The organism is Sphingomonas floccifaciens, assembly GCF_042681125.1.
In the GTDB taxonomy this organism is placed as follows: domain Bacteria; phylum Pseudomonadota; class Alphaproteobacteria; order Sphingomonadales; family Sphingomonadaceae; genus Sphingomonas; species Sphingomonas floccifaciens.
Genome location: NZ_JBHUFC010000020.1, coordinates 1 through 26,094 on the forward strand (window position 1 = coordinate 1; position 26,094 = coordinate 26,094).

The 26,094-nt window shown below is 62.3% G+C and carries 30 protein-coding genes; 22 read left to right on the forward strand and 8 right to left on the reverse strand.

From position 1 onward, the window contains the following. Nucleotides 1–152 precede the first annotated feature (152 nt). Nucleotides 153–803, reverse strand: a complete 651-nt coding sequence (locus ACFSC3_RS17820) for a cation diffusion facilitator family transporter (protein WP_188659500.1) — start codon at nt 801–803, stop codon at nt 153–155. 71 nt (nt 804–874) lie between these two features. Between ACFSC3_RS17820 and ACFSC3_RS17825 the strand changes: the two genes are divergently transcribed. Continuing rightward, nucleotides 875–1,261 (forward strand): MerR family transcriptional regulator, encoded by a 387-nt coding sequence (locus ACFSC3_RS17825; protein WP_188659501.1) that lies wholly within the window; start codon nt 875–877, stop codon nt 1,259–1,261. A gap of 498 nt (nt 1,262–1,759) precedes the next feature. On the opposite strand, the gene ACFSC3_RS17830 is transcribed toward ACFSC3_RS17825, so the two are convergent. Beyond that, the gene (locus ACFSC3_RS17830) at nt 1,760–1,945 is read right to left on the reverse strand and encodes a hypothetical protein (protein WP_229664609.1); all 186 of its coding nucleotides are present in this window, start codon (nt 1,943–1,945) and stop codon (nt 1,760–1,762) included. Nucleotides 1,946–2,216: 271 nt separating this feature from the next. Next, nucleotides 2,217–3,467 carry an acyltransferase family protein gene (locus tag ACFSC3_RS17835; protein WP_308419351.1) on the reverse strand — a complete coding sequence of 417 codons (1,251 nt, stop codon included), beginning with the start codon at nt 3,465–3,467 and terminating at the stop codon, nt 2,217–2,219. 177 nt (nt 3,468–3,644) lie between these two features. Between ACFSC3_RS17835 and ACFSC3_RS17840 the strand changes: the two genes are divergently transcribed. The 6 genes from ACFSC3_RS17840 to ACFSC3_RS17865 all read left to right on the forward strand — a co-directional run bounded on the left by ACFSC3_RS17840 (nt 3,645) and on the right by ACFSC3_RS17865 (nt 7,618). After that, a complete protein-coding gene (locus ACFSC3_RS17840) occupies nt 3,645–4,175 on the forward strand; it encodes a YybH family protein (RefSeq protein ID WP_380941564.1) in 531 nt (176 codons plus the stop codon). A gap of 163 nt (nt 4,176–4,338) precedes the next feature. Further along, nucleotides 4,339–5,652 carry a type II restriction endonuclease gene (locus tag ACFSC3_RS17845; protein WP_188659503.1) on the forward strand — a complete coding sequence of 438 codons (1,314 nt, stop codon included), beginning with the start codon at nt 4,339–4,341 and terminating at the stop codon, nt 5,650–5,652. Between the two features lie 287 nt (nt 5,653–5,939). Next, nucleotides 5,940–6,617, forward strand: a complete 678-nt coding sequence (locus tag ACFSC3_RS17850; protein ID WP_229664612.1) for a DUF4396 domain-containing protein — start codon at nt 5,940–5,942, stop codon at nt 6,615–6,617. Continuing rightward, nucleotides 6,583–6,819 carry a hypothetical protein gene (locus tag ACFSC3_RS17855; protein WP_380941565.1) on the forward strand — a complete coding sequence of 79 codons (237 nt, stop codon included), beginning with the start codon at nt 6,583–6,585 and terminating at the stop codon, nt 6,817–6,819. The genes ACFSC3_RS17850 and ACFSC3_RS17855 overlap by 35 nt, the downstream gene beginning before the upstream one ends. 97 nt (nt 6,820–6,916) lie before the next feature. Next, nucleotides 6,917–7,249 (forward strand): four-helix bundle copper-binding protein, encoded by a 333-nt coding sequence (locus tag ACFSC3_RS17860; protein WP_188659504.1) that lies wholly within the window; start codon nt 6,917–6,919, stop codon nt 7,247–7,249. 120 nt (nt 7,250–7,369) lie between these two features. Continuing rightward, nucleotides 7,370–7,618 carry a hypothetical protein gene (locus tag ACFSC3_RS17865; protein ID WP_229664647.1) on the forward strand — a complete coding sequence of 83 codons (249 nt, stop codon included), beginning with the start codon at nt 7,370–7,372 and terminating at the stop codon, nt 7,616–7,618. A 19-nt stretch (nt 7,619–7,637) separates the two neighbouring features. Here the strand turns inward: ACFSC3_RS17865 and ACFSC3_RS17870 are convergent, their stop codons facing one another. From ACFSC3_RS17870 to copC, 3 genes are read right to left on the reverse strand one after another with little or no spacing between them, the layout of a single operon-like run. After that, nucleotides 7,638–7,907 carry a flagellar biosynthetic protein FliQ gene (locus ACFSC3_RS17870; protein ID WP_188660036.1) on the reverse strand — a complete coding sequence of 90 codons (270 nt, stop codon included), beginning with the start codon at nt 7,905–7,907 and terminating at the stop codon, nt 7,638–7,640. Between the two features lie 5 nt (nt 7,908–7,912). Continuing rightward, a complete protein-coding gene (gene copD, locus ACFSC3_RS17875; protein ID WP_188659505.1) occupies nt 7,913–8,839 on the reverse strand; it encodes a copper homeostasis membrane protein CopD in 927 nt (308 codons plus the stop codon). Nucleotides 8,840–8,842: 3 nt separating this feature from the next. Then, on the reverse strand, nt 8,843–9,211 hold the full coding sequence (gene copC, locus ACFSC3_RS17880) for a copper homeostasis periplasmic binding protein CopC (RefSeq protein ID WP_188659506.1): 369 nt from the start codon (nt 9,209–9,211) through the stop codon (nt 8,843–8,845). 214 nt (nt 9,212–9,425) lie between these two features. Between copC and ACFSC3_RS17885 the strand changes: the two genes are divergently transcribed. The 9 genes from ACFSC3_RS17885 (at nt 9,426) to ACFSC3_RS17925 (ending at nt 17,460) form a co-directional block, all read left to right on the forward strand. After that, complete coding sequence (locus tag ACFSC3_RS17885; RefSeq protein ID WP_188659507.1) at nt 9,426–10,433, forward strand: NAD(P)/FAD-dependent oxidoreductase; 1,008 nt, start codon at nt 9,426–9,428, stop codon at nt 10,431–10,433. A gap of 403 nt (nt 10,434–10,836) precedes the next feature. Then, complete coding sequence (locus ACFSC3_RS17890) at nt 10,837–11,106, forward strand: hypothetical protein (RefSeq protein WP_188659508.1); 270 nt, start codon at nt 10,837–10,839, stop codon at nt 11,104–11,106. A gap of 2 nt (nt 11,107–11,108) precedes the next feature. After that, nucleotides 11,109–11,543, forward strand: coding sequence for a periplasmic heavy metal sensor (locus tag ACFSC3_RS17895; protein WP_380941570.1), 435 nt, complete (start codon nt 11,109–11,111; stop codon nt 11,541–11,543). Then, a complete protein-coding gene (locus ACFSC3_RS17900; protein WP_188659510.1) occupies nt 11,540–12,115 on the forward strand; it encodes an RNA polymerase sigma factor in 576 nt (191 codons plus the stop codon). Before ACFSC3_RS17895 ends, ACFSC3_RS17900 begins: the two co-directional genes overlap by 4 nt. 57 nt (nt 12,116–12,172) lie before the next feature. Beyond that, a complete protein-coding gene (locus ACFSC3_RS17905; RefSeq protein WP_188659511.1) occupies nt 12,173–14,200 on the forward strand; it encodes a copper resistance system multicopper oxidase in 2,028 nt (675 codons plus the stop codon). Then, on the forward strand, nt 14,200–15,558 hold the full coding sequence (locus ACFSC3_RS17910) for a copper resistance protein B (protein WP_188659512.1): 1,359 nt from the start codon (nt 14,200–14,202) through the stop codon (nt 15,556–15,558). Before ACFSC3_RS17905 ends, ACFSC3_RS17910 begins: the two co-directional genes overlap by 1 nt. Nucleotides 15,559–15,620: 62 nt before the next feature. Continuing rightward, the gene (locus tag ACFSC3_RS17915; protein ID WP_188659513.1) at nt 15,621–16,214 is read left to right on the forward strand and encodes a c-type cytochrome; all 594 of its coding nucleotides are present in this window, start codon (nt 15,621–15,623) and stop codon (nt 16,212–16,214) included. A gap of 411 nt (nt 16,215–16,625) precedes the next feature. Further along, nucleotides 16,626–17,099, forward strand: coding sequence for an SRPBCC family protein (locus tag ACFSC3_RS17920; RefSeq protein ID WP_188659514.1), 474 nt, complete (start codon nt 16,626–16,628; stop codon nt 17,097–17,099). 130 nt (nt 17,100–17,229) lie between these two features. Then, nucleotides 17,230–17,460 carry a leucine zipper domain-containing protein gene (locus ACFSC3_RS17925; protein ID WP_373284580.1) on the forward strand — a complete coding sequence of 77 codons (231 nt, stop codon included), beginning with the start codon at nt 17,230–17,232 and terminating at the stop codon, nt 17,458–17,460. Between the two features lie 186 nt (nt 17,461–17,646). Here the strand turns inward: ACFSC3_RS17925 and ACFSC3_RS17930 are convergent, their stop codons facing one another. After that, nucleotides 17,647–18,285 carry a YgjV family protein gene (locus ACFSC3_RS17930; RefSeq protein WP_188659515.1) on the reverse strand — a complete coding sequence of 213 codons (639 nt, stop codon included), beginning with the start codon at nt 18,283–18,285 and terminating at the stop codon, nt 17,647–17,649. 390 nt (nt 18,286–18,675) lie between these two features. Between ACFSC3_RS17930 and ACFSC3_RS17935 the strand changes: the two genes are divergently transcribed. From ACFSC3_RS17935 to ACFSC3_RS17955, 5 genes are all read left to right on the forward strand, one after another. Beyond that, complete coding sequence (locus tag ACFSC3_RS17935) at nt 18,676–20,637, forward strand: copper resistance system multicopper oxidase (protein ID WP_188659516.1); 1,962 nt, start codon at nt 18,676–18,678, stop codon at nt 20,635–20,637. Further along, nucleotides 20,634–21,857 (forward strand): copper resistance protein B, encoded by a 1,224-nt coding sequence (locus ACFSC3_RS17940; RefSeq protein ID WP_188659517.1) that lies wholly within the window; start codon nt 20,634–20,636, stop codon nt 21,855–21,857. The genes ACFSC3_RS17935 and ACFSC3_RS17940 overlap by 4 nt, the downstream gene beginning before the upstream one ends. Nucleotides 21,858–21,915: 58 nt before the next feature. Further along, a complete protein-coding gene (locus ACFSC3_RS17945) occupies nt 21,916–22,491 on the forward strand; it encodes a c-type cytochrome (RefSeq protein WP_380941566.1) in 576 nt (191 codons plus the stop codon). A gap of 30 nt (nt 22,492–22,521) precedes the next feature. Further along, on the forward strand, nt 22,522–23,094 hold the full coding sequence (locus ACFSC3_RS17950; RefSeq protein ID WP_380941567.1) for a hypothetical protein: 573 nt from the start codon (nt 22,522–22,524) through the stop codon (nt 23,092–23,094). Between the two features lie 179 nt (nt 23,095–23,273). Next, nucleotides 23,274–23,864, forward strand: coding sequence for a DUF305 domain-containing protein (locus ACFSC3_RS17955; RefSeq protein WP_229664640.1), 591 nt, complete (start codon nt 23,274–23,276; stop codon nt 23,862–23,864). A gap of 89 nt (nt 23,865–23,953) precedes the next feature. Here ACFSC3_RS17955 and ACFSC3_RS17960 read toward each other — a convergent pair whose 3' ends face one another. Then, entirely contained in the window at nt 23,954–24,097 is a 144-nt protein-coding gene (locus ACFSC3_RS17960) for a hypothetical protein (RefSeq protein WP_188659518.1), read from the reverse strand. 597 nt (nt 24,098–24,694) lie between these two features. Between ACFSC3_RS17960 and ACFSC3_RS17965 the strand changes: the two genes are divergently transcribed. Next, nucleotides 24,695–26,080 carry a calcium-binding protein gene (locus ACFSC3_RS17965; protein ID WP_188659519.1) on the forward strand — a complete coding sequence of 462 codons (1,386 nt, stop codon included), beginning with the start codon at nt 24,695–24,697 and terminating at the stop codon, nt 26,078–26,080. Nucleotides 26,081–26,094: the final 14 nt, after the last annotated feature.

Here is a 26,094-nt window from a genome sequence, read left to right on the forward strand (position 1 = left end):
ATGGACCGTGAACTCAACGCCCGCGATGCTTCCCCCCGCCAGATCGGCGGCATGGGCCATGCCGGAGAAATTGGTGAGGACCAGCATCAGGCATGTCAGGAGAGGCAAAAAGGCTCGCACGAAACCGACTGTACCACAGATAGGTTTCCATGTCATCGCAATAACTCGCGCCCCGATGTCTTCGCGGCACGCCATGCCGGCCAGGCTTCCCGCAGCACGCGCCATGCCGAATGCAGGAACATCACGGCGATCAGTCCGCCGACGATGATGTCCGGCCAAGCCGAGCCGGTCAGGCCGACCAATCCGGCAGCCGCGAGAACCCCGACGTTCGATGCGACATCATTGCGCGAGCACTCGAACGTGCTCGACATGTTCACATTCTCGCGGCGGAAGCGCCAGAGCAGCACGAGGCAGATCAAGTTCGCAACCAGCGCGGCGCTGCCAACTCCAAGCATCAGGCCCGATGCCGGAGGAACGCCGTTCGCAATCTTGTCAGCGATCTCGAAAATGACCGCGACGCCGAAAGCCAGGATGATGCCGCCCTTCGCCAGCGCCGCGCCCGCTTCCCAGCGCTCGCCCCGATGCAGTGCATAGAGACTGAGCGCATAGACCACCGAGTCGCCGAACATGTCGACCGAATCCGCCATCAAGGCGGAGGAACGCGCGACGACGCCGCCGCCAAACTCGACCACGAACATCGCAAGATTGATGACCATCACGATGATGAGCACGCGGCGCTGCTCGGCCTTGCGACCAAGTTCCGCGATCGTGTCGCGTTTCCCTGAGCAACAAGCGTCTGCCATTATCGAAGCTCGATTCGTGGATCAGACGCCCTATATGAACCCTCACCCCACTATAGGGTCAAGGATCGAATATGAAAATCGGTGAGATCGCAAGGCGCACCGGGTTGAAGATCGAAACGGTTCGTTTCTACGAAGCCGAAGGGCTGGTTCCCGCTCCCATCCGCAGCGGCGGCAACTATCGGCTCTACGATCGCTCGCACCTTGATCGCCTGTCCTTCATCAAACGCTCGCGTGATCTGGGTTTCACGCTGAATCAGGTCCGCGCGCTTCTGCGTCTTGCAGATGATCCGCGGGGATCCTGCGCCGAGGCCGATCAGATCGCCGCGGTCCACATCGCGGAGATCGATCGCAAACTGGCCGACCTCTCGGCGCTACGAGGGGAAATTGCCCGCTGGGGTGGAACTTGCACCGCCAGCACCGTTGCCGACTGCAGGGTCATTGATGCCCTGTCGCAGTAAATCGGAAGATTGTCTGCCCGGCGTCGGCGCGTATAGTTTGATAGAAGTATTCAGCGGCGAGACGAAGGCGTGTCCGAGAGCGACACGGACTATTTCCAGCTAAGGGCCGAGAAGGATGTCGAGCGGGCGCGCCTTGCGACGAAGCCCGAAGTGGGGGCGGTGAGAGAAGGCCCGGAAACGTACGCTCTCATGTCATGACTGCCATATGGAGCGCTGGGCGTGTTTACCCCGTCACCGGCCTTCCAACCGGCGGGTGCGTTGACTTGGCAGGAGTGCCGCAGGTTCCTGATCGACGACGATTAATCAAGCTCTAGTCCGCGGATTGGTCATCGCACTACCCGTGTCCGTCGCTGGGCCTTCCTCTCTCTAGCTCGGGCGACGGACATGCCTGCCCCACCCTACACCGAGGGTTGCCCATCACAGTTGGATGCCCGCTACACACAGGCCAGGTCTACGCTGTTGGGCGGCGGGCGCCTCCTCTCGTTCGCATGGACGCGCTCACGCCCTAGCTGCGGCCCCCAAGCGCCGGGCGATGTCCCAAGCGTAGCCGACAAGCTCGCGCGCGATCGCGGTGTTCACCTTGTGCTGCGGCTTGTCGGTTGCCGATAGCCGCCGGAAGAGCTGGCATAGGCGCACCTGCGCTTTCCAGCCGATGGCCCGGATCTTCTCGGGCAGGTTCGCCATCCGCTCGCGGTACCGCCGCTCCTCCCGCGCCGGCAGCCGGTGCGGTCAGCCCGCCTCGACCAGCCTGGCGCGCGGGTGCGCGTTTCTCGCTCCGGTGATCCGCCAAGGCTGGTCCGGGCGCCCACGCTGTCGAGGACCGCGCGCGTGACGCGCAGCGAGGTAGGCGGGCTGATGCCGGCGAGCACCGGTTGCGCCCGTGCGAGCTCAATTGGCGGAGTTCATGAGAACGCGGCGCTCGCAAGTGCGATGCTTTTGCGTTCAGACATCATCACTATGCGCTCGGCAGATAGCGCGAGACCCACCGACGGACGATATCGGTTCTTGCTTCAGTCACTCTTGACAGCCCGTAGGCCAGCCAGGCCACAGTCGTCACGACGACTACAACCCATATTAGGCTGGTAGTGCCCGGTTCCATTCGCTCACTACTAATCATCAAACCGGCCGCGAACGCTATCAGCGGGAAATGAATCGCATAAAGCGTGAAGCTCGCCTGTGCCCCAAATCTGGCCAGGGCATTCATGCAGCGGGGCAGTCTCAGCCGCGCGGAGAGGACAAGTCGAAGCACGACTGCGAAAGCCGCCGCGAGCACGACATCCTCGAATGCGAAATCAACAAGCCTTACCAGAATGAGCAACGCTGCCGCGGCCGCGGCCGCCAACGAAAGCGTGGTCGCGGATGTTCGCGTGGCTGGTTTCTTCGTCAACGCGTCGCGTTTCTCCGCGAAGTACACCGCGCTTCCAGCGAGCCAACAGAGAAAGCCGATAGCCAGAGGCGAAGCGATTGCGCCGAGCAGCAGGGTCGGCAGGAATGCTGACATCCGCCGGGTCCGCACCGTCAACGCGAGCGCCGGGAACCAGAGATAATACCAGAACTCGTAGGCGACGCTCCAAAGCGGACCATTTGAACCGAACGGTCTCGCAAGAATGCTTTGCAAAAACGACGCATTCGCGAGAAATGTTGTCGCTGATAGCGTGTCGCCCAGATCCGTTTTCAGGACAAAGGTGTCGGTCATCGCGCGATGGGTCGCGGTGCCCAAGACATGGTAACCGACCGCGTCGAGCAACCCGCCAAGAACCAAGGCCGGAATCAGGACGAGGTATAGCCGGACAAGCCGGTCAGCGAGGTAGTGCGGCCACGACCAGCCCGTGTCCAACCGCTTAACAACCGACCGCGTGATCCAGTAGCCGCTCAGCACGAAAAACAGCACGACGCACGCGTGCGCAAAACCTGCCGCAAAATAGCCCAACCCCGCTAGGATACCGTCTCCGGGTCGGTAGTCTCGGATAAGGAGATACCATGCGTGCGAGAACGTGACGATGCCGGCCAAGATTGCACGTAGTGCGTCTACAATCGAATAGGCCGGATTGACGGATCCGCCGCTCGGCGCCGACCTGGCCGTGGGTGGCTCAGGCCATCTAACGTCGTTCCGCGACGCGCCCGAGGTCGTCATGACGCCGGACAGCAGTCGTGCGTGAACCGACGCTTTGCCGAATGGCGTTGTCCAGTTTGTTCTTTCCCCCATACCCCTTCTACGTGCTGGCGCGGGCGATCCCTCGACACATGTCGCTCAGGCGGATCAGCTTTCGCGAGCGGCGGGATCGTCGGCTGAAAGCGCCGTACGAGCGGCGACTTGACGCAGGCGAATAAACTCCGCCAATCTGCGCCGATTATTGAAACTGCTTGTTCTGAAGCGAGGATCATGCGCGCAACGCTTTATCGTACCGCGGCACCCCCAAATGCGCCGGCATGGTGTCGGCGTGCCCTGCGACGCGGCCTACCCCGGCTGCTCGTGCTCGCAGCAATGTTGAGCCCACCTGCTTTCGCCCAATCGCCTCCGTCGGAAACGGCGGCGGTTCAGACGGTTCTCGAACAGTATAAGCAGGCGATCGAGCGCCTCGATGCCACCGGCACTGAGCGGCTCTTCTCGTCCGATTCAAAGGTTTTCGAAAGCGGGGGCAGCGAGGGAACCTATGCGCAGTATCTCGCGCACCACCTCGGTCCCGAGCTCAAGGAGTTCTCCGCCTTTCGCTTCAGTAACTACCGCGCTTCCGTGAAGCTCGAAAACGGTCTGGCGCTGGCGGATGAGGCTTACGAATACACGATCACGACCAAGGCTGGCGAAACGGTGCAACGACGCGGCGTTGCTACCAGTGTGCTCAAGAAGATCGCAGGGAATTGGCGGATCGTGATTCTCCATACGTCGAGCCGAAAGCCGCCGGCCGGCAAGTAGCCGACGAACAACCGTTCTCTCACCCCCCGACACACTGGAAACCGCTCGCCTTGCGGAGCGGCGACAGAAGATCATGCTGCGGCACTGAATAGCGACTAGCGGTTATAAGGATTGGTCGAGAGGCCGATATAACCTTCGCGCCTCCAAAGGACATTGCGTACCGATGACGATCATCAGCGACCAGCACGTCCAAAGCGAGACGCACGCCGGCCTAGTCCGTCGGCTGATCGCCCGCTGGCGTGAAGACCCTAGCGCGACCTACAATAGCTGGTTTCTTTGGGATGAGCGGCTGAAGAACTTCCGCTCAATCCGGCGCGGTATCATCCAGGTCGTTGGTGAGATCGAACGCGGCACCTTCGGCGTCGCCTATCGAGGATCGTCGCTCGAGACCGTCGTCCATTCCGTCGCCGAGCAGCGTCAGATTTTTAAAGGCGCGGATCACGCGTTTCTGTGGAAGCCCAAGCTCCGCATCCCCGACATTTACGAGAGCCCCGGTAACCAGCGCGCGTTCGGCCGGCTGCTCGACGCCTGTTCGTGCTGCGACACGGCCGAGGAGATCATCGGCCACATCCACGCGATCGACCGCCTGAAGATCAAAGGGCTGGGGCCGGCCGTCGCCAACCTCCTCTACTTCCTTCACCCGACGCTGGTGCCGCCCTTCAATACCGCGATCGTTAAGGGCTACAACGCGCTGACGGGGGCGAACGTGAAGCTTGGAAGCTGGGAGCACTTCCTGGCGATGCGGGCCGGCATTCTCGACCTCAACGATCGCTTCCGCGACCTTCTGTCGAACGACCTGGGCGCGATCGGCGGCTTGCTGTTCGACATCGGGTCCGATCGCTATCCTGCCCCTCCCCTCGACGTGAGCGGCGGGGCGCTGGCGAGCTGGGGGCAGCGGCTCGAGGCGGCGCGCCAGGAGGCGCGCACGCTTAGTAAGGCCGCGCTGCGCGAGGGCGAGAACGAGCGCACCCATACCGAAATCCAGGCATGGCTTCGCGATCTAGGTTTGGCGCTCGGTTATGACGTTTGGATCGCTGCGAACGACCGCAGCCGCGTCTTCGACGGATCACCCTTGGGCGCAGGGTGCCTTGAGCGCCTGCCCGACACGATCGCCACGTCAAAGGGCGCTGACTCGATCCGGCTGATCGACGTGCTGTGGCTTGAGAAGGGAAGCGATCACGTTGCCGCGGCATTCGAGGTGGAGCACTCGACCTCGATCTATTCGGGTATCGTCAGGATGCTCGACCTGGCGCTCAGCGGCAGCGAGCTTCACGCGACCGCGGGCCTGTTTCTCGTCGCACCAGACGCGCGCGAGGCCGATGTTCGCGCCCAGCTCCAACGCCCCGCGTTCAGTCGCGTCGCCGACCTCGATATCTCTTACCTGCCCTATGGTGAGCTGGAGAAGAACCGCGAGGCGATCGGTCGGTTCGGGTCGGGGTTGAAGGCGATCAAGGCGGTCGCTAGCAAGCTCGCTTGAGCCTACCCGGCGAGGGATCGGCGCGCCGCGCGCGTATCAGGGGTATGGACCTGCTCCGCAGTAGGAGGACCGGACATGCCTCGATACGTTGCGCTTCTCGGCGTCACTGCTGCCGGCTTGCTCTTGAGCGGCTGTATCAGCGCCCAAGAAATGGCGCTCCGACATCGTTCCGCGTGTGAGCGCTACGGCTTCACTCCGGGCAGCGAGGCTTATTCAAATTGCCTCTTGCAGCTCGATGTGGGGGACTACGGCTATAGCCATCATGGTAAGCGGCGGGCCCGGCCTCTATGATGATCACTTCCCCTTACGCTTGGCTCGATTCAATACTGGTAGGCTGGTTCGTGCTGACTGCACTGTCCGTCGCCTACGTAGCTTGGGACGCCTTTGCTCGAAATCCTGAACTCAAGGTGATGAGGTGGGGCTGGATCCTGGTGACGCTCTATGGCGGTCCGATCATGGCGGCGGCCTATGTGCTGTCCTGTCAGAAGCCCGCCCACGAGCGACACGAGGATTTCATCCGCCCGCTCTGGAAGCAAGGATTCGGGTCCGCCATCCTTTCCCTGGCCGGCGATGCGACCGGCGTATTTGTCGCCGCCGCAATGACTCCGGCGCTCGGTCTGCCGATGTGGCTGGACGTGACGGCTGAATACCTGTTCAGCTTTGGATTCGGTCTCCTTATCTTCCCGGCGCTGTTCATGCGCGACATGCTCGGTGGCTCCTACGGGCGTGCGCTTCGTGCGTCGTTCATCCCGGAGTGGCTGTCGATGATTGCCGTCATGGCCGGGATGATCCCGACGATGGTCATATTGATGAGCCGCGACATGACCGCGATGCACGCCAACTCGCTTCGTTTCTGGGGTGTCATGTCGCTCGCGACCCTCATCGGCTTCGTCGTCGCCTACCCTTTCAATCTATGGCTAGTGGCGGTGATTGAAGCATGGAATGGTCATCGAGCGTGCGCTTGAGCATGGCGGCCATGCCGTTGCGGCCGAGAAACGAAATGCAACGGTCCATCCCTATGGCCACGATCGCGCAGCGGCGATGGAGGGAATGGCAATGACCCCGACCGCGACGCTGGCGCAGATCGTCGCGATGACGGGGCTGACCGTGCTCGCGCTGGGCGCGGGGATCCTCGTGGCGACGATCGGCGGTCGCTGGACGATGTAGGGCACAGCACCAACTTTCGGTTCGGGAGTAATCCCAAGGGATCGGGCGCTCGGACGCGTACTTTCTAATGAGCGGGCAATCAGCGAAAGGACCTACGATGCACCAGATCGACCCCGACATGAAGGCGTGCATGGACGCCTGCCACGAATGCCATGTCACCTGCCTCCACATGGCGATGAACCATTGCCTGGAGATGGGCGGCCAGCACGCCGCCCCCGAACACATGAAAATCATGGCCGATTGCGCCCAGATGTGTGCGGTCGCGATCGACTTCATGGCGCGGAAATCCGCCCACCATCAGCATATCTGCCGCGAATGCGCGGAGATCTGCCGGGCGTGCGCCGAGACCTGCCGCCAGCTCGACGGGATGGAGGATTGCGTCCAAGCCTGCCTTCGTTGTGCCGAGGCATGCGAGACAATGGCCGCCTAAGAACGCGCGCGCGGGCGATGATCGATCGCCCGCGCCTTCGCGCCCGATGGGCCCACCCGATACGGCGACGACGGCCGGCGGGAGCTCGACAACAACTCCGCCGGGCGTTTGCGGAGGGGCATGACCATCGGTCTCGAGAACTCGCTGTTCGCCGGGTCCGACCAGGGTGGTCTTCTTGCCGCCAGCATTTACAGCCTACTCGAGACGGCCAAGCTGAAGGGCGTCGAACGGAGCGCCTGGCGCAGTTGCACCATCACCATAGCGCCGACCACCCAGCCCGCCGCGCCGCCGAGCTTCTGCCGAGGAATTATCGCCCAACCTGGGCCGACAACCTCCCCGGGGCGCGTGCGGTATCTGGGGAAGAATTGATCGCTTCCTCTACGCAGAATCAGCGATTTATCGTTGCGATCACCCCGAATATTTCCTTCGTGAACCCGGTGAGCAGTTCCGTCACCGCGCTCGCGAAAACGAGGAGGCAGACGAACAGCGCCACCAGCTTCGGCACAAAGCTCAAGGTCTGCTCGTTTATCGACGTCGCCGCCTGAACAATGCCGATGATGAGACTGATAATCATCATGGGCATCAGTAGCACGATCATGATAAGCCAAATCACCACGAGCATTCGACCAGCCTCGTCCAGTAGAAGAGACTGATCCATCGGCGTCACATGCCCGATGTCGGAGGCGCAAGCGTGCCAAGCCACGCGACCAGCGCAAGAATGGCGACAACACTGGCCGTCTCCACCCCGAGGCTGACGCGAAGCGACCTCAAAGCGCCGCGGTGGTCTTCCCCAGCGATCGATTCTTCGAATGCGGGTGTCAGCCGAAAGCGGTTGAGCGAAGCCAGGCCGAGCATGGCGACGAACAACGCGAGCTTAGCAAGCAGCAATCGGCCATAAGTGGTCATGCCGAGGGCAGCGACGTTGGCCGGCCCGATCAACAGCCAGCTGTTGATCAGGCCCGTAAGAACGATGGTTGCCACCACTACCGTACCCACCGCGCCGAACCCGTGGAGGGCGCGATGGGTCAGGCGAAGGTGATCACCATCCACGCGCTCGGCGGGTTGAGCCAGAAGGAGAATGAGGCCCAGAAGCGCGCCCACCCATGCGGCAGCTGCGACCAGGTGCAGGATATCTGAAATCAGGTGGATCCACCCCGCCCCGCCTTCGTCCATTGCGCCATGGCCCGTCCACGCAAGCGATGCCATTGCCACGCCGGACGCCGCCATGATGAGGACCAAAGCCCGGTCACTTTTTCTGGCTGGCAGCGCGGCAGCACCTGCAACAAACAACGCAGCAATTCGAACCAGCCAGGCCGTACCAGTCGGCGAGCCCTCGAGCAGCATGGCGACCGCCGCGCGATCGACCGGCCAAAGCGGCGTGCCCGCCATGTTCGAGACCATCATTACTAAAGCGATGGCGGACAAAAGCAGGCCGAGAACCGAACTGCCCACGAGCCAGGGCCGTAGCGCGATCGCATCATCCCTCTCTCCAGCTCGCAGACCGTACAGGCTGAATGCCGACAGGCCGAACATCGCCGCCAGCACCAGATATAGCGCGAAACGGACCAAAATGGTCGGCCCATCGGTCATGCCTTACTTCACCGCAAACGCGAGATGGCCGGCGATCTTGTGCGTGTCGGCAGAAACGACGTTCCAGTCGATCGTGTACCGGCCACGCGAGAGTCGAGCGCTTGGCGTGATGACGAGCGTGCGCCCGTCCGGCGCCACGGCGACCGAGCTCGCCATCTTCATGGCAGGCATCCCCGGCATCGCCGCCATGATCAACTCCGCTTTCGAAAAAGCGGGCATCAGCTTCTCGCTGAACTGAAGAGTGATCTTCGCCGGGGCTGCGACCGCGGCATTGGCGGCGGGGTTCGAAGCGACCAGTTTCGGATGTGCCTGCGCCGCACCGCTCAGAAGAGCAAGGGCGGCAGCGGCGGCGGGAACAATCAAGCGACGCATTGAGCGAGTCTCCGTGTTGTGGGCTCAACTATGTTACGCGGGCGCGGCGACCACCCCTCACAATGTTTTTTCTGCACGGCCGCGGGCGGTTGGCGCTCGTCGCGAGGGGTCATGGTCTCCGCCGCGTATTCCTTAACGACGGTACGACGTCACACGATCGAACGGCCATGAGACGGCTGCAGACTGACGACAATGTTGGCGAAGGGAGCAAGGCATGGGCGTGTGGCTGCGCGACAGGGAATGGAATGGTGAACCGGACCAGATCGTCGATTGCGCCATTATCGGAGGTGGCCCCGGCGGGTTAACCGCCGCCGTCTACCTTGCGCGCTTCATGCGGCGTTGCGCTGTGATCGATGCTGGTTTCGGACGCGCTGCATCTATTCCGCGGTCCCAAAACTTGCCCGGTTTTCCTGACGGGATAGCAGGCGTCGACTTCCTCGTGCGTCTTGAAGCGCAGCTTGAACGCTACGGCGGACTTATCCGGCGGGGCGAAGTGGATGCCATCGCGTCGTCGGGCGACGCTTTCCTGATCTCTCAAGGGCTAGATGTCATAAAAGCCCGCTCCGTCATACTCGCGACTGGCGTTGTCAATCATCGGCCGGCGATTCCCGCCGCGATGCATGATGCCGGCGTTGCCCGTGGCCTCATCCGCTACTGCCCAATTTGCGATGGTTACGAAGCACGGCACAGCGTAGTGGCAGTGTTGGGTGCTGACCGGCACGGTGCCGAAGAGGCGCGGTTCTTGAGCGGTTTCGGAGCGGACGTCACGCTGCTGGCCTATCGAGCTCTCGAGCTCGAGGCGGACGAAATTGCGGCGTTGCAGCGGGACGGAGTATCGGTCGTCCAAACGCCGGTCGCGAGACTCTTCGTCCAACAAGAGCGGATCGAAGCCGTATTGACCGACGATCAGCGGCTCACCTTCGACACGCTATACCCCGCGCTTGGTTCCTCGCCGCGTTCGCAGCTCGGCATATCCTTGGGGGCGAAAACAAGCGCCTCGGGCTGCATCGTCACCGATCAGCACCAACGAACGACGGTCGCGGGAGTATACGCGGTTGGTGACGTTGTCGAAGGTTTGGATCAAATCAGCGTAGCCCTGGGCCAGGCAGCGACTGCCGCCACAGCGGTCCATAATCAACTGCGAGATCAGGACTTGGTTAGTCGACCGTTCGAACCGGCACCAATGCACCCAGCTGTGGGCCGGTCGAAGCGTGTCGGATGAAGGCTGGGATGCGATCTCGGATCGGCGAGAAGGCCAGATGTGGAAGCGTGTGTCCTGACTTTCGGCATGGCGCTCTCGCGACAGTCCGCCCTCGCGAGCAGGAGTGAGGGTCGACGAAGAACGCGTCGCTGCGACAGGCCGCTTTGTCTATGTATACCGGTTGACGCAAAAGTCTTGTGTTGCCGTTGGCTTAGCCCTTACCTCCGGCTTGAGTCGGGCGGTCGGTCACCTCCAGAAGCGTCAGCCGAATACTTTTGGCCTGAGAAACAACAGGCTCGACATTCAGCGGCTGGTCTCTCGGCCCGTCATGCATCGAAACTGAAAGGTCAACGAACCGTCGCGACGGCGGTGAGGGACAGGTGCGGATCGCGCGTAATTCATGTTAGCAAGAGGAGAGATGAACATGAACGACCTCGATGAGCTACTTGGGAGGCTGGCGCGCGCGCCCGCTCCTCCAGCGCTGGAGCATATGGAAGAACGCGTCCTTGCGCGCCTGAAATCCGCCCCCATGGCCCGATCGGGTGCCGGGCTTGGGTTGGTAACGGCCATCGCGGCGCTCATCATGGGCATGGCCGGTGGCGTACCGGCGGCAGCAACCGGAGCCTCTTCCTTGGCTCCCCTCGGGCCTCAGCAACCGCTCGCACCTTCTTCTCTGCTGTTCGGCACACCGTGACCATGCGTCGCCAAGCAGCCCTGATCGGCGTGACGGCTTTCCTGGCAGCTTTGGCCGGTGTTTTCCTCGGGCGGGAACTCCTGCCGGCACGTCCTAGGGCAGGCGCTGAGCTCCATGAGGTGCTGCATCATCGGCTAGCACTTGACGAACGGCAGTCGGCGAAGCTCGACAGTCTCGAGCGCCTCTATGGCGTTCAGCGCCGCGCATTAGAGTTCGAGTTGCGGGCGAGCAACGCAAGGCTGGCCGCGGCGATCGAGGCCGAGCACGGCAACGGCCCGCGCGTCACGGCTGCGGTGGATCAAAATCACGCCGCGATGGGCGAATTGCAGAAAGCGACTTTGGCTCACATCTTCGGCATGCGCCAGCTTCTCCGACCGAACCAGACTGCACAGTTCGACCGTGCCGTGGTGAAGGCGCTGACCGAAGACTCGCAGTGAGCCTTGATTGGAGGAGTCTGTCTGACGGTGAGCTTGCTGCACTCAGTCAGGTCGGCCGCCAGGCGGCATTTGCCGAGATCGTCCGGCGGTACGAGGAGCCAGTGTTCCGGCTCGCTCGTGGTTGCCTCGGCAACACCGACGAGGCGCTGGATCTGACTCAGGAGACCTTCATCTCGGCGCATCAGGCGCTCAGCCGCTATGACGGAGCGCGGTCCATGCGTGTATGGCTCTCGGCCATCGCGCTCAATAAGTGCCGCGACTGGGCGCGCAAGCAGAAGGTGCGCCGCTTTCTGTCCTTTGCGACACCGATCGCGGAGGAGGCCGAGGCTGTTCCGGACGACCAGGTGGGAATCGAGGAGGCGGCATCCAGTCGCGAGGAGCTCGATCACGTTCGGCGGGCCATATCCCGATTGCCGATGAACTTGAAGGAGCCGCTTGTGCTCCGAACGGTGGAGGGGCTCAGCCAGGCCGAAACGGCCTGTCTGCTCGGAATCAGCGAAAAAGCGGTCGAAACCCGCGTCTACAGGGCGCGCTTGCGACTGTTAGAAAAATTGGGATCGCGCGAGGGGTAGACCTCTTGGATGCGTAAACAAGTTAGTAGCCCATTCCTCAGTCATGGCATGGAACGAATGACACACGCCTTGAATCGTCGCGAGCTGCTTCGTGGTGCCGCCGTCACAGGCGGTAGCTTGGCCATGGCGGGGTATATGCCCGCCTGGGCGCAACCGGTGTCCGGCGGCATTCTCAAGCCGCTGCCTACGGTGGTCGGACCGGACATCAACCTTACCATCGCGCACATGATGATGACCATCGATGGACGCGAGCAGCATGCGATCGGCTTGAACGGCACCGTACCGGGTCCCCTCGTTCGCTTGCGTCAGGGCCAAAACGTACGTCTTTCCGTCACGAACGGTTTGAAAGACGAGGATACCTCAATCCACTGGCACGGGCTTCTGGTCCCCTTCCAGTATGACGGCGTGCCCGGTGTCAGCTTCCCGGGCATCGGTGCCGGCAAGACCTTTGTCTACGAGTTTCCGGTGATCCAGTCGGGCACTTACTGGTATCACAGCCATTCTGGTCTGCAGGAGCAGCTTGGTCATTACGGCCCAATCGTCGTCGACCCAGAAGGCCCGGACCCGATCCAATCCGATCGCGAGCACGTAATCGTGCTTAGCGATCATAGCCCAATGCATCCACACGCCATCATGCGGAAGCTGAAGCAGCAGTCGGGCTACTTCAACTATCAGCGCCAAACGCTCGCTGGTCTCCTTGCCGGTGCCGATCAGCCGTTCAAGGAGCGCTGGGACTGGGGCAAAATGCGCATGGACCCCGCGGACTCCTCCGACGTGACCGGCTCGACCTACACCTATCTCGTCAACGGCTACGGCCCGTTCGACAATTGGACCGCGCTATTCACGCCTGGCGAGCGGGTGCGGCTGCGCTTCGTCAACGCCTCGGCGATGACGCACTTCGACGTTCGAATTCCCGGCCTGAGAATGACGGTGGTGCAGGCCGACGGGCAGAATGTCCGGCCGGTTCCGGTGGACGAGTTCCAGATCGGTGTCGCCGAAACCTACGACGTCATCGTCGAGCCGGCCCAGCCCGAGGCATTCACGCTCGTTGCGGAGTCGGTCGACCGCTCCGGCATGGCCCGCGCGACGCTAGCGCCGCGCGCGGGCATGAGCGCGCCCGTTCCGCCTCTGCGCGCCCGCCCACTCGCGACGATGCGCGACATGGGCATGGGCAACATGGGCGACCAGACCACGGGCAGCATGGATGGTATGGAGGGTTCCTCCGGGCGACCGGTGGATCCGACTGTCGAAAAGAATCGATCGGCCAAGCTGGCGAAGCTGACGGGCTGGAGCGGTTCTGCGGCGTCCGCGTCTTCCGCTGCTTCGCAGCAACCTATGAGCGGGATGGCAGGCATGAACCATGCGGCGATGGGCCATTCGAGCGCATCGACGGCGTCCGGGATGACGGGCATGGCCGGTATGGCTGGCATGCAGAGCGTTGACCCTGGTTCCGCCATGGCTGGAATGGACCATGGCGACATGGCGGGCATGGACATGGGCGCCATGAACATGCGCGATTTTTCGAAGGCACCGCAGGTGAAACGCGGCCCCGGCGTCCAGACCATCTCGCCCATGCCCGAGTATCGTATGGACGAACCCGGCCAGGGGATGGAGCGGGTCGGCCACAAGGTGCTGGTCTATACCGACCTTGTCGCGACCGAGCGCAACCCCGACACGCGCCCGCCCGACCGCGAGATGGAAATACATCTCACCGGCAACATGGAGCGCTACATGTGGGGCTTCGACGGCGAGAAGCTGTCGGAGATCAAGGACCCGATCCCGTTCACCAAAGGCGAGCGCGTCCGGATCAAGCTGGTGAACGACACGATGATGTCACACCCGATCCACCTTCACGGCCACTTCTTCGAACTGGTGACGGGCCATGGGGACTTCGCGCCCCGCAAGCACACGGTCATGGTGCAGCCGGGCGGCATCGCGATGTTCGACCTGACGGCGGACGCGCCAGGCGATTGGGCGTTTCACTGCCACCTTCTCTACCACATGCACGCCGGCATGATGCAGGTCGTGACCGTGCGCCCGCTGGACGCGCCGAGAACTCTTCCTGGGCCAGGAGGAGCAGGTTGATGCGTGCCGTGTTCCTGGCGCTGCCGCTGCTTGGCCTCGGCGTACCCGCCACCGCGCAATCGATGGACCACAGCAACATGCCGGGTATGCAGATGCCCGGCATGAAGATGGGATCGAAGCCCGCGGCCAAGCCGAAGGCGAAGCCCAAAACTTCCGTCAGCTCGGCGTCACGCAAGCGGTCCGCCCCGAGGCGCGCACGCGCCGCTCCGCCGCGCTCGCCCCAAGCGAGCAAGCCCGTGGCTGGGGCGAGCCCGGCAGCCGATCCCCATGCGGGGCACAACATGGCCGACATGCCGGGCATGAACATGGAATCGAGCAGCACTCAGGCCGCGCCTGATCAGCCGGCGCAAGGACATGACATGTCGGCGATGCCCGGCATGGAAATGGGCCAGCAGCCAGCGGCTGACCCCCACGCCGGCCACGACATGTCAGCGATGCCGGGGATGAGCCCGAGCGGCGGACAGGCTGCTCAGCCGATGCCGGGCCATGACATGTCCGCCATGCAGGGCATGGAAAACGGGCAGATGCAGGGCATGGACCATAGCCAAATGCCCGGCATGGACCACGGCGGCATGGCAGGCATGAAAATGGGGCCGAGCGGGACCGTGAAGCCCGTGACCGGCAGCACGACGGCACCGCCACCGCCCAGCGATCACGCGGCCGACCTGATTTGGGATCCGGAGGCGATGAGGGGCGCGCGCGCGGACCTCCGGACCGAGACAGGTGGGCAGTCCTTCTACATGGTGCTGTTCAATCTCGCTGAATATCAGGCGAAAAAAGGCCGTGACGGTTACCGCTGGGACGGTGAGGCTTGGTATGGCGGCGACATCAATCGTCTGACACTCAAGACTGAGGGCGAAGGTGCCTTCCGTGAAGGCCTCGAGAGCGCCGAAATCCAAGCAGTCTATTCGCGATCGATTGGGCCGTATTGGTTCGTCCAGGGAGGTCTACGGTACGACATCAAACCCAACCCGTCTCGTACTTACGCGACCATCGGCATCGAGGGGTTGGCTCCGAACAATTTCGATGTGGAAGGTGCGCTGTTCCTTTCGGACAGGGGCGACGTCCTCGGGCGCATCGAGGGTTACTACGACCAGCGTGTCACGCAGCGGCTGATCCTGCAGCCGCGCGCCGAGTTCAACTTGTCGGCTCAAGACGTACGTGCCGAAGGGTACGGCTCGGGGCTGGTCGACGCAGAGTTGGGTCTGCGGCTTCGCTACGAAGTTAGGCGTGAGTTCGCGCCATATATCGGCATCTCGTGGGAGCGTCAGTTCGGCGATACGCGCCGCTTCTCCCGCTTGCGCAATCAAGAAACAGGAGGGTTTAGCTTCGTCGCAGGCGTGCGGACTTGGTTCTGAACCTCGTAGGGCTGCTCGAACCGAAATCGTGACTAAGACATAATGCGGTCGTGGAGCGTCTGATGACCAGAGAACGCGAATATACGTGGAAACGTCATCTTCCAAGTTGGACATTTTTAGCGCTGCTTGGGGTGATGATTGTCTTGCTCGGCACCTCATTTGTCTATTTCGGCCTCTACAATATCGGAGCTGACGCGCCTCACATCCGACCCGTTTATGCGCTGATCGACAGCCTGCGAGAGCGTTCGATATCGGTGCGCGCCAGCGGGATCTCTGCGCCCGCGGATCTGGCATCTCCCCAGCGCATAGCGACGGGTGCTGGGCTTTACGGTGAGATGTGTTCAGGTTGCCATCTTGGACCGGGGGTCGAGCGGTCGGAGCTGAGTCACGGTCTTTATCCGCAGGCGCCGGAGCTTGCGAAGGCCCACCCGATGTCGCCAGCCGAACAGTTCTGGATCATCAAGCATGGCGTAAAGCTCAGCGCGATGCCGGCATGGGGAAAGACGCATTCCGATCCGCTGATCTGGGACATGGTCGCGTTTGTCCGCAAACTACCGAGCCTTTCACCTGGGGAGTATCGGGAGCTGGTAGCCGGGGCGCCAGCGGATCACGACGCCATGATGAAGCAAATGGGGTCGGCCACGAGTGGTAAATGAAACAAGGTTTCCAAAGCTAGAATGGCGAACAGGCCCGTGGAATCCCGCAAGGGAGCGGATGCGCTTGTCGCTTTGATAAAGGCCGCGAGCGACGCGGACCGTTGTCAGGCGTAGTCTACGTGCTGCAGGCGACGCGCGCGGCTAGAGACAAACTGGTGTGGTGGACGGTACTCGGCTTTGACTGATGGCGAAGTGCCTAAAGCAGGGCGCGTTCTGCTGCCCCGCCATCCAGGCCGAAAACTCGCATTCTACCCCGATGAAGAACCGGGGACCCTCAGGACCCGTCAAGTATCCGGTTGCCGCCGGATGGAAGACTGGGATCACGTCAGACGCTCTGTGCCTGCCGGCTTATGATCGGCGGAAACAGCAAAGGCGGTATTGCAACGGCGTAATTGGCGGAAAGACAGAATTATGCGTCAGATGATTACGACGATCGACACCAAGGCGTCGGTGGGCGACGTCTGGATGCTTCTCAGTAATTTTGCGGTGTATCGCGAATGGCATCCCTTGGTTGCGATGCACGGCGACGCCGAGTTTAACGCTACCCTGGCGATCGAGCCAACTGCGCTGAGGCCGGGCCCCGACCAACCGATGCTTCCCGCCCGGGTCATCTGGTATCTACCTGCCCAACTGATCGGTTGGCGTCTTGGCATTCGCCGTTTCTTATGGATCGACGAAACCTACCAGATTATCGCTTTGGTAGATGGCGCGCAGGTTCTGCACGAGGTGCGTCTCAGCGGATGGCTAGCGCACTCTGCGCAGCTGATGATCCGGCGGCGAGTGATGCGCTATCTGGAGCGAACGGATCGAGCACTGCAGGATCGGCTGCAAAAGGGAAAAGCTCTCGCGCGACCCGCATTGCCGTCGCATGGCGGCTCGGGATAATGCCGGTGGCAAATCCGACGTAGAAAGCTTTAGGTGTGAGCTTTCCAGAGATTGTTCATCCGGGGTGGCCGGACAAGCCTGATGTTGCGACAAATCAGCTTCGACAATTGACTGAGTTCCATTCATAGGGATGCCCGAAACGCGCCCTTTTGTCGAGCCGAGATTGAGCGGCGCGTCATCGTGCCGAACGGTGGCCAAGTGGCTGGCACGCTACCGGGCCGAGGGCCGAGCCGGCCTTCTCGATCGCAGTCCGCGTCCCCGGCGGATGCCGCGTGCCACATCCGCCGATGTTCGCGACCAAGTCATCGACGCTGGAAAAACCCTCCGTGCTGTGAACGATCAAAGGCTGAAGCCAGGCTAAAACCGAGGTCTTCGCCATCACCTCAAAGGCCGTCGATAGGCGCATCTGTCGCGCGCGCGACTGCTGGAAGGTTTGAACCGACTAGCCCGGTAGATGCGACCGGCACGAGACGTCGGTTTCCAGATATTGCCCAATAATTGACCGTCGTTCCAGGGTTTTGAGCTCCGATGCCGTTTATTTGTCTACTTAAGCGTAGCCAAAACGTAGGGTCTTAGCCCAAGTCGAGGAGACGGTGGCAGCCGGGGGCACCTCGAACATGCGCTGTGCAAGCCGGAGCGGATCAAGGAGCGGTCGCGCGTTGCGGCGAGCAGTTCGCTTCAAACTGGAGACGTTGCCGGCAACCGACACCGCATCGACGCAGAGCGCGAAGATCGCGCCCACCGCAATGTTGTGAAGGATCCAGAACGGCGCCCCGAGCACGAAGATGATCTTCATGCGGGTGGTAGACTTTTGCACCCGCGCGAGCGATCCCGCGAGGCTTCCGCATACCGCAAGCAGCGATGGCGTCCCATGCCACGTTAAAATGGTGATGGCGATAAGCGCGACAATGCTGAAACCGCAAACCGCGCGCACGCACCTGCGGCCGCCAATCATAGCCACGCAAACCAGTTGCGTGAGGGACAGGATCGAGGTTGCCGAAGCTGTCCAAGCGCCCAAGCACGCGAATTGCACCGAAAATGCTGCCGCGCCTAGACTTTGCACTGCCACCGTCTTGCGGTAACTTGCCGCATAGGGCCACGACATGACGCAAACCAGAGCAATGGCACCGCAGATCAGTGCCAGACTGTCGGTTTTCGCAACGGTGTCCCAGGCGCTCAGCGTCATCACATCCCCCAAAAGAGTCTCTTCGAGGTCGTGGTGAAGAAATGAGGTTAAAACTACGTTGCGGCCGATGACCCTAATCGGCGTGTTCGAGCCCGCATACCACCAAAATTTGTCATCAGCCGGTCTGACCGGGTTGTCGCCGCGCCCGGGACCCGCATTGCGCTAATCCTTTTCAGACTGTGCGCATTCCCGCATGCGGACACCCGCGGCCTGGCCGATGGAACGATGGACACGCAGAGACACCGCCCCGGTGCTCCGCGGGAGCGAATGAGCTACCGCTGCTCGACAAGTTCGGCAACGAATTGCTCGGTCGGGAACTTTTATGAGGGACGCGCGCGCGGGCCGCGTATCCCTAGGAGAATACAGAACGCTCGTCAGGCCAGAGAGACCATGCAGCATCCATATAGTCGACGTCAGTTCATACGCGGCAGCGCCGTTGTCGGAGGCAGCCTAGCGCTGTCCAGTTATTTTCCGGCTTGGGCGCAGCCGGTGTCGGCGGGCATCACCACGCCGCTCCCGACCGTATCGGGCAATGATATCACGTTGCGCATCGCCCGGCAGACAATGATGATCGACGGGCGGTCGTCGCCAGCGATCGGCATCAACGGCACGGTGCCGGCGCCGCTCATCCGGCTGCGTGAGGGCCAAAACGTTAGGCTAAATGTCGTCAATGACCTTGCGGAAGACAGCTCGATTCATTGGCACGGGCTGCTCGTGCCCCCTCAGTTCGATGGCGTCCCCGGCGTCTCATTTCCCGGGATCAAGGGTCGTTCGAGTTATCTTTACGAATTCCCGGTGCGGCAGAACGGCACCTATTGGTATCATAGCCATTCCGGGCTGCAGGAGCAGCTCGGCCATTACGGTCCGATCGTTATCGATCCGGCCGGCGAGGATCCGGTCAAATATGACCGTGAGCATGTGATTGTACTTTCCGACCACAGCCAGATTTCGCCCGAGGGCATCTTCAGGCGAATGAAGGTCGATCCCGGCCATTTCAATTTTCAGCGGCAGACATTGGCCGGTCTGCTCGCCGGGCGCGACCAGACGCAGAAGGAACGCTTCGACTGGGGCAAGATGCGCATGGACCCGACTGACGTGTCGGACGCAACCGGGCCCGCGTACACGTATCTGGTAAACGGCCATGGCCCGTTCGACAACTGGACGGCGCTGTTTACACCCGGCCAGCGAGTGCGGCTACGCGTTATCAACGCTTCGGCGATGACAACCTTCAACGTCCGCATTCCTGGACTCAGGTTGACGATCGTCCAGGCCGATGGCCAGAACGTCATGCCGGTCGAGGTCGAGGAATTTCAGATCGGCGTCGCCGAAACCTACGACGCGATCGTCACCCCGATGGAGGACAAGGCGTTCACCCTTGTCGGGGAGGCCGTCGACCGCTCGGGCATGGCGCGGGCGACGCTCGCGCCGCGGGCGGGCATGGCTGCAGAGGTTCCGCCGCTCAGGAAGCGGCCTATTGCGACCATGAAGGACATGGGCATGGGCGACATGTCGATGGGCGGCATGCAGGGCATGGATATGTCCGGTGGTGCGATGCGCGGGGTCGATCTGACTGCCGAGAAGAACCCGTCGGCGAAGCTCGCGAGCACCGCGATGGCCGCGGGCGCCGCCGCCATGCCCGGGATGGATCATGGCGCAATGCCGATGGACCATTCGGGCATGACTGCTGACGGAGGCGCCATGGCTGGCGTGGATCACGGCACGATGCCGGCGCAGTCGGGCAGCATGCCCGGGATGGACCATGGCTCGATGGACATGGGCTCCATGGATATGGGCTCGATGAAGATGCGCGACTTCTCCAAGGCGCCGCAGGTCAAGAAGGGACCCGGCGTTCAGACCATCTCGCCGATGCCGATGGACCGCACCGGCGAGCCCGGCCAGGGTCTGGAGGATGTCGGCCACAAAGTGCTGACCTACCGCGACCTCATGGCGCTCGAGCGTAACCCGGACGTGCGCGCGCCCTCGCGCAGCATCGACATCCACCTGACCGGCAACATGGAGCGGTTCATGTGGTCGTTCGACGGCGAGAAAATGTCGGACGTTCACGAGCCGATCCCGTTTATCGAGGGCGAGCGCGTCCGCGTGAACCTCATCAACGACAGCATGATGGGGCATCCGATCCACATTCACGGGCACTTTTTCGAATTGGTCACGGGGCATGGCGACCGCGCACCGCGCAAGCACACCGTCATCGTGCAGCCGGGCGGCAAGGTCACGTGGGATTTCACCGCCGACGCGGTGGGCGACTGGGCGTTCCACTGCCACCTCCTCTACCACATGCACGCCGGGATGATGCGCGTCGTCAGCGTCCGGCCGAAGGGAGAGGCGGCATGATCCGGCTCGCCGCCGCGCTCGCGGCCACCACCGCCCTCGCTGCTCTAGTTGCCGCACCCGCGCAGGGACAGTCGATGCAGGGCATGCCCGGCATGTCGATGCCGATGCCTGCGAAGAAACCGGCGCCCAAAAAACCGACGGCAACGAAGAAGTTCCCAGCGAAAAAGGCGGCTCCGGCGAAAAGGTCGTCTACCCGTACGTCGGCCACGAAACCCGGCGATCAATCCATGAGCGACATGCCCGGAATGTCGGCCACTCCGGCGCAACCCGCCATGACCGGGATGGATCATGGCGCGATGACGATGCCCGCCGCGCCGGCGCAGTCGGGCACGATGGAAGGGATGGACCATGGTTCCATGCCCGGCATGCAGTCTCAAACGGGGGCGTCGTCGATGCCCGGAATGGACATGCCTGCCGGCCAAGCAGGTCACGACATGTCGGCGATGTCCGGCATGGCACAAACGGGAACGAACCTGCCCGCCGGCACCGCCCCCGCGCCGCAGCCGCCAATAGACCATTATGCGGAGAAGCTCTTTCCCGCTCACGACATGGCGGCGGCGCGGCGCGACATGATGCGGGAGCAGGGCGGCCAGACCAACTATCAGGTCATGTTCAATCTCGCCGAATTTCAGGCGCGCAAAGGGCGCGATGGATATCGTTGGGACGGCGAGGCCTGGATCGGCGGCGACATCAACCGACTGTGGCTGAAGTCGGAAGGCGAAGGCGCGTTCCGTCAAGGCGTCGAAGCAGCGGAGATCCAGGCGCTCTACAGCCGTGCGATCGGCCCCTATTTCAACCTGCAGGGCGGTGTCCGCCACGACTTCAAGCCGGGCCGGCCGACCACCTACGCGACCGTCGGCTTCGAGGGTCTAGCGCCCTATTGGTTCGAGGTCGAGGGCGCGCTGTTCCTGTCGGACAAGGGCGACCTACTCGGCCGACTGGAAGGCTATTACGACCAGCGCATCACACAGCGGGTGGTTTTGCAGCCGCGGGTCGAGTTCAATCTGGCCGCGCAGGATGTACGCGAGACGCGCACGGGCGCGGGTCTGTCGAGCGCCGAGCTTGGCCTTAGGCTTCGCTACGAGATCACGCGGCAGTTCGCCCCATATATCGGTGTCTCCTACTCAGCGAAAACCGGGCAAACCGCCCGCTATGCACGTGCGGACGGTGAGGATCCGACGGTCACGAGCTTCGTTGCCGGCGTTCGGCTCTGGTTCTGACGTTCGATAAAGGGAGGGAATGATGGACCGCGCAAGAATAAGGCACCATTTTCCCAGCTTGACCTTCGTCGCGATCGCCACGGTTGTGCTGGTCATCGCTGCGGCGGGTTTCATCTATTTCGGCGCCTATAATATCGCCGCCGACGCTCCGCACACCCGCCCAGTCTATGCCATGCTCGACGGTCTGCGCGAGCGTTCGATTGCCGTCCGCTCGCGAAACATCGCGGTGCCGGGCAATCTCGCCGATGCCAAACGCATATCGTCGGGCGCTGCGCTTTACAAAGAAATGTGCTCAGGCTGCCATCTGGGACCGGGCGTGGAGCGCAGCGAGATGAGCCAGGGCCTCTATCCGCGAGCACCCGAGCTCGCCGAAACCGCCGATCTTTCGCCCGCGCAGCAATTTTGGATCATCAAGCATGGCGTGAAGCTGAGCGCGATGCCGGCATGGGGCAAGACCCATCCCGACCCGCTGATCTGGGACATGGTTGCGTTCGTTCGCAAGCTTCCAGGCATGACCGGCGAGGAATACAAGACCCTGATCGCCGGTGCGCCGGCTGAGCACGATGAAATGATGATGGACATGGGCGGCATGAAGGGGATGGCAATGCCCGCAGCGCCGCATGGACATGACTGAGATCCGCGCGACACGCTCGGGCACAACTCTATGAGGAGCCCGCGCGCGAGGCTGCATCTGCTTGCCAGCCGCGCGCACAAATGGTTGGCCATCGTCGTCGGCGCGCAGCTTCTGCTCTGGTTCGCGAGCGGCGCGCTGATGAGCTTTTTGCCTATCGACCGCGTCCACGGCGACCACCTCGTCGACCGCATCACGGTCATGCCGCTGAACCCGGGGGTCGGGCTCGCCGTACCATCGGAATATTTGCGGTCCGTCGGAGAGCCGGTCCAGAGCATCACCATCCGGATGCTTGGAAGCAAACCAGTTGCCGAAGTGCTGACGGCAAAGGGCGTCACGCTCGTCGATGCGATCACCGCCTCGCCGCTTCCGCCGCTCGACGCGGGCGGTGCCGAGGAGATCGCGCGCGACGCCTGGCGTGGGACGGCCCGGCCTGCGACGCGCGCGACGCTGGTGGCCAACGCAAGCGCCGAGTACAGAGGTGCGCTCCCAGCGTGGCGGGTCGCCTTTGCGGACCCCGACGCGACGCGTGTTTTCATCCCGGTTTCGACCGGTCGCATCGCGGCGGTCCGCACCAAAACCTGGCGGCTCTATGATTTCTTCTAAGGTCTGCACATCATGGACTGGAAGAATCACGAGAATCCCAACACGCCGTCGTTATTTGTGTTCGCGATTGGCGGGCTGGCGCTTAGGCTGGGGGGAGCCGTCCTCCTCTACATGCGTTGGCCCATGCGACTGCGACGATCTGCCGGGGGGCGATCAACACTCCAGCAGGAAAACGCATGATGGATGACAAGCAAGACAAGATGATGATGGGCATGGGCTACGGCCGCTTCGCGGCGATGATCGCGACGTCGACGATCGTGATGTATGGCCTGATGTATCTGAACACCTATGCGCTGAGTCATGTCGAATACAGTCAGACTCGCATGTGGATGGCGTTCGTGATGGGCGCGACGATGGCGCTGATCATGATCGGCTTGATGTGGGGCATGTACAAGAACATGCGCGCCAACATCGGCATCGTCGTCGGCAGCATCATCGTGTTCGCGCTCACGCTCTGGCTGGTGCGCAGCCAGGAGACGGTCAGCGATGTAAGCTACATGCGGGCGATGATCCCGCACCACTCGATTGCGATCATGACCAGCGAGCGGGCCCACATCAAGGACCCGGAGGTTCGCAGACTCGCCGACGGCATCATCGACGCGCAGGTCCGCGAGATCGCGCAAATGAAGCGCTACATCGCGCGGCTCGAGGCCAACCCGACGCCAGACAACGCGCCCGACCTGCCCTCCTACCGCGACAAGCAGGTTCCCCCGCCCGTGCCCGAAACCGACGAGAGCACCGGCATCAACACGCTTCAGCCGATCCGATAAGAGCAGGCCGGAACGCGAGTGCGCGTCCCGGCTTACTCGTCAGCGGGGTCGTGACTAAGGGAAGCTTAGCGACCGCTGGAACCCGATTATCAGGCGAAATCTTGGGTTTCGCGATACACGTTGGCGACCAGCACGAAGTCGTTGGCGATCGGCTGCGCATAGGCGATGCTGACCCAGCGCGGAACGTAGCTTCGGCCGAACGATCCGATCGACTTGATGGCGAGCAGCGCCAAGCTCGTTTCCGAGCCGTCGCGGCCGTCCTGTCCTAAGTGTTTGCTGACACCCGCCTATACCTCCAAGGCCGGCGCGAACTCGCCCTCATTGTTGAAGTTGTAGAGCACTTGGCCGGTCGCCTCGCCTTCTTTCGTCTGCGTGGCGTTGCTGATCCGATAGAGGCCTCGACGGTGAGCTGAAGGTTGCGTGCGGAGCCGAACTCCAATCGCGGCACCAGCCAGTAGTGGTCCGGCCCCTTCTCGTCGCCGCGGGTGCGATCGTAGCGCAGAAAAAAGTTTTGCCGGGAGTGAGGGCTCAGCTGGCTGTGCGCGTATACGCTTATAGGAGGTGAAGAACGGTCATCGATCGACCTTGATGGTCGTCCGCCTGTTCAAAAGCACACCGTTTAAAGACCAGGCAAATAAGCGGGTCGCTAAGCGGTGATTTTCTGTGCGCATCTATAGTAGTTCTAATCGATGTTGTAATCTGGCTTCCGCCCACACCTTCTGGATCTCGCAATTTACTTATTCCACGCCGAGTGGGAACCTTGTCTTTCCCGCAGTATTCTGACGCAATCCGTCGCCTTACCGACGGGGATTACATCAGGAGGTCAGGTCATGGCGCGGAAACAGGATCGAGACTCACTGCGGGTCGATCGCGTGATCGATGATTACAAGCTGTCGATCGGAGATAACGGCTCCGACGTCCAATTCGGCCAAGGGTCGAAGATGAACATCGCCTTCGGTCGCGGTGGCTCCGATGTCCTGACCGGCGGCGCAATGGACGATGCATTGTGGGGCGGCAGAGGCAACGACGTGCTGCTCGGCGGCAACGGCATGAATCATCTCGACGGTGGTGCCGGGATGGATGTGCTGCTCGGCGGCGCCATGGACGACACCTTGCGGGGCGGCGACGATCGCGACATTCTGAACGAAGGTGACGGGCATGGCGACGTCGAAGGGGGTAAGGGCGACGATATTCTATTCGGCGGTCGAGGCGCTGATGCGTTTGTCGTCGATCGCGACAGTGGCAACGACATCATCTACGATTTTACCCCTGGCCCGGGTATGTTCGATCACCTGGCTTTGCGCGACATCGCGCCCGAGGAGCTTCGGTTTGAGGAGACGGCGCTCGGTACGCGGGTGAGCTGGAACGACGGCAAGAGTTCCGTCCTGCTCGTCGGCGTTGAGAAGAGCGAACTCGCTCAAAACGATTTCATGTTCACTGACGACCGCTATGTGCTGCAGCCGGCAAGCCCCAGTGCAGATCGGCTGCAAGCGATTAGCTACGCGAAAAGCGAGGGCGGAGATGTTTCGGCGCCGGCTGTGTCCGGCGAGACCAATCCGAGCGTCGCGTACAGCTTCGACGATTTCGACGTAAGGTACGGATCGGCGCGGGGCGACGTCTTCCAGGCCACCGATGATCGCGATGTGTTCTTCGGACTCGGCGGTAACGACAAACTATACGGCGGCGCCGGCGACGATCATCTCGAAGGCGGAGCAGGTGCCGACGTGCTGGATGGCGGCGACGGCAGCGACATGCTCAAGGGTGGCGATGGCGCCGATCAGCTCTATGGCGGCGCGATGGCTGACGGGCTGATGGGCGAAGCCGGTGACGACATCATCTACGGTGGCGCTGGACACGACATGATCGATGGGGGGACAGGCAACGATCGCCTCAACGGTGGCGACGGTGCCGACGCGTTCGTTGTTCGGCCCGACAGCGGCAATGACGTGATCTTCAGTGGCTTTGACGCAGGACCCGGTGCCTTCGACCATATCGCCTTCGAGGACATCCTGCCGAATCAAGTGAAGGTGCAGGATCAAAGCAACGGCGTGCTGGTCTCCTGGGCCACCGATGCGGGCAGAGGTTCGATCCTGATCGAAGGGATTCACGTCGCCGACATGTCGCAGGACGATTTCATGTTCAGCAGCGTCGAGGGCGGTGGCTTCGTCAACAATCCGGCGATCACCTACGCCGGCACCGAGCTGTTGTTCGCCTGATGTGTACCCGCCGC

Excerpts from the sequence above, each read along its gene's own strand:
- ACFSC3_RS17910 (WP_188659512.1), top strand. The coding sequence starts at position 14,200 with ATGCGTGCCGTGTTCCTGGCGCTGCCGCTGCTTGGCCTCGGCGTACCC.
- ACFSC3_RS17925 (WP_373284580.1), top strand. The coding sequence starts at position 17,230 with ATGCCCGAAACGCGCCCTTTTGTCGAGCCGAGATTGAGCGGCGCGTCA.
- ACFSC3_RS17915 (WP_188659513.1), top strand. The coding sequence starts at position 15,621 with ATGACCAGAGAACGCGAATATACGTGGAAACGTCATCTTCCAAGTTGG.
- ACFSC3_RS17895 (WP_380941570.1), top strand. The coding sequence starts at position 11,109 with ATGCGTCGCCAAGCAGCCCTGATCGGCGTGACGGCTTTCCTGGCAGCT.
- ACFSC3_RS17820 (WP_188659500.1), bottom strand. The coding sequence starts at position 803 with ATGGCAGACGCTTGTTGCTCAGGGAAACGCGACACGATCGCGGAACTT.
- ACFSC3_RS17835 (WP_308419351.1), bottom strand. The coding sequence starts at position 3,467 with ATGGGGGAAAGAACAAACTGGACAACGCCATTCGGCAAAGCGTCGGTT.
- copC (WP_188659506.1), bottom strand. The coding sequence starts at position 9,211 with ATGCGTCGCTTGATTGTTCCCGCCGCCGCTGCCGCCCTTGCTCTTCTG.
- ACFSC3_RS17965 (WP_188659519.1), top strand. The coding sequence starts at position 24,695 with ATGGCGCGGAAACAGGATCGAGACTCACTGCGGGTCGATCGCGTGATC.
- ACFSC3_RS17930 (WP_188659515.1), bottom strand. The coding sequence starts at position 18,285 with ATGACGCTGAGCGCCTGGGACACCGTTGCGAAAACCGACAGTCTGGCA.
- ACFSC3_RS17905 (WP_188659511.1), top strand. The coding sequence starts at position 12,173 with ATGACACACGCCTTGAATCGTCGCGAGCTGCTTCGTGGTGCCGCCGTC.
- ACFSC3_RS17825 (WP_188659501.1), top strand. The coding sequence starts at position 875 with ATGAAAATCGGTGAGATCGCAAGGCGCACCGGGTTGAAGATCGAAACG.
- ACFSC3_RS17870 (WP_188660036.1), bottom strand. The coding sequence starts at position 7,907 with ATGGATCAGTCTCTTCTACTGGACGAGGCTGGTCGAATGCTCGTGGTG.
- ACFSC3_RS17865 (WP_229664647.1), top strand. The coding sequence starts at position 7,370 with ATGACCATCGGTCTCGAGAACTCGCTGTTCGCCGGGTCCGACCAGGGT.
- ACFSC3_RS17940 (WP_188659517.1), top strand. The coding sequence starts at position 20,634 with ATGATCCGGCTCGCCGCCGCGCTCGCGGCCACCACCGCCCTCGCTGCT.
- ACFSC3_RS17885 (WP_188659507.1), top strand. The coding sequence starts at position 9,426 with ATGGGCGTGTGGCTGCGCGACAGGGAATGGAATGGTGAACCGGACCAG.
- ACFSC3_RS17935 (WP_188659516.1), top strand. The coding sequence starts at position 18,676 with ATGCAGCATCCATATAGTCGACGTCAGTTCATACGCGGCAGCGCCGTT.
- ACFSC3_RS17860 (WP_188659504.1), top strand. The coding sequence starts at position 6,917 with ATGCACCAGATCGACCCCGACATGAAGGCGTGCATGGACGCCTGCCAC.
- ACFSC3_RS17845 (WP_188659503.1), top strand. The coding sequence starts at position 4,339 with ATGACGATCATCAGCGACCAGCACGTCCAAAGCGAGACGCACGCCGGC.
- ACFSC3_RS17950 (WP_380941567.1), top strand. The coding sequence starts at position 22,522 with ATGAGGAGCCCGCGCGCGAGGCTGCATCTGCTTGCCAGCCGCGCGCAC.
- ACFSC3_RS17920 (WP_188659514.1), top strand. The coding sequence starts at position 16,626 with ATGCGTCAGATGATTACGACGATCGACACCAAGGCGTCGGTGGGCGAC.
- ACFSC3_RS17955 (WP_229664640.1), top strand. The coding sequence starts at position 23,274 with ATGGATGACAAGCAAGACAAGATGATGATGGGCATGGGCTACGGCCGC.
- ACFSC3_RS17840 (WP_380941564.1), top strand. The coding sequence starts at position 3,645 with ATGCGCGCAACGCTTTATCGTACCGCGGCACCCCCAAATGCGCCGGCA.
- ACFSC3_RS17830 (WP_229664609.1), bottom strand. The coding sequence starts at position 1,945 with ATGGCGAACCTGCCCGAGAAGATCCGGGCCATCGGCTGGAAAGCGCAG.
- ACFSC3_RS17850 (WP_229664612.1), top strand. The coding sequence starts at position 5,940 with ATGATGATCACTTCCCCTTACGCTTGGCTCGATTCAATACTGGTAGGC.
- ACFSC3_RS17890 (WP_188659508.1), top strand. The coding sequence starts at position 10,837 with ATGAACGACCTCGATGAGCTACTTGGGAGGCTGGCGCGCGCGCCCGCT.
- copD (WP_188659505.1), bottom strand. The coding sequence starts at position 8,839 with ATGACCGATGGGCCGACCATTTTGGTCCGTTTCGCGCTATATCTGGTG.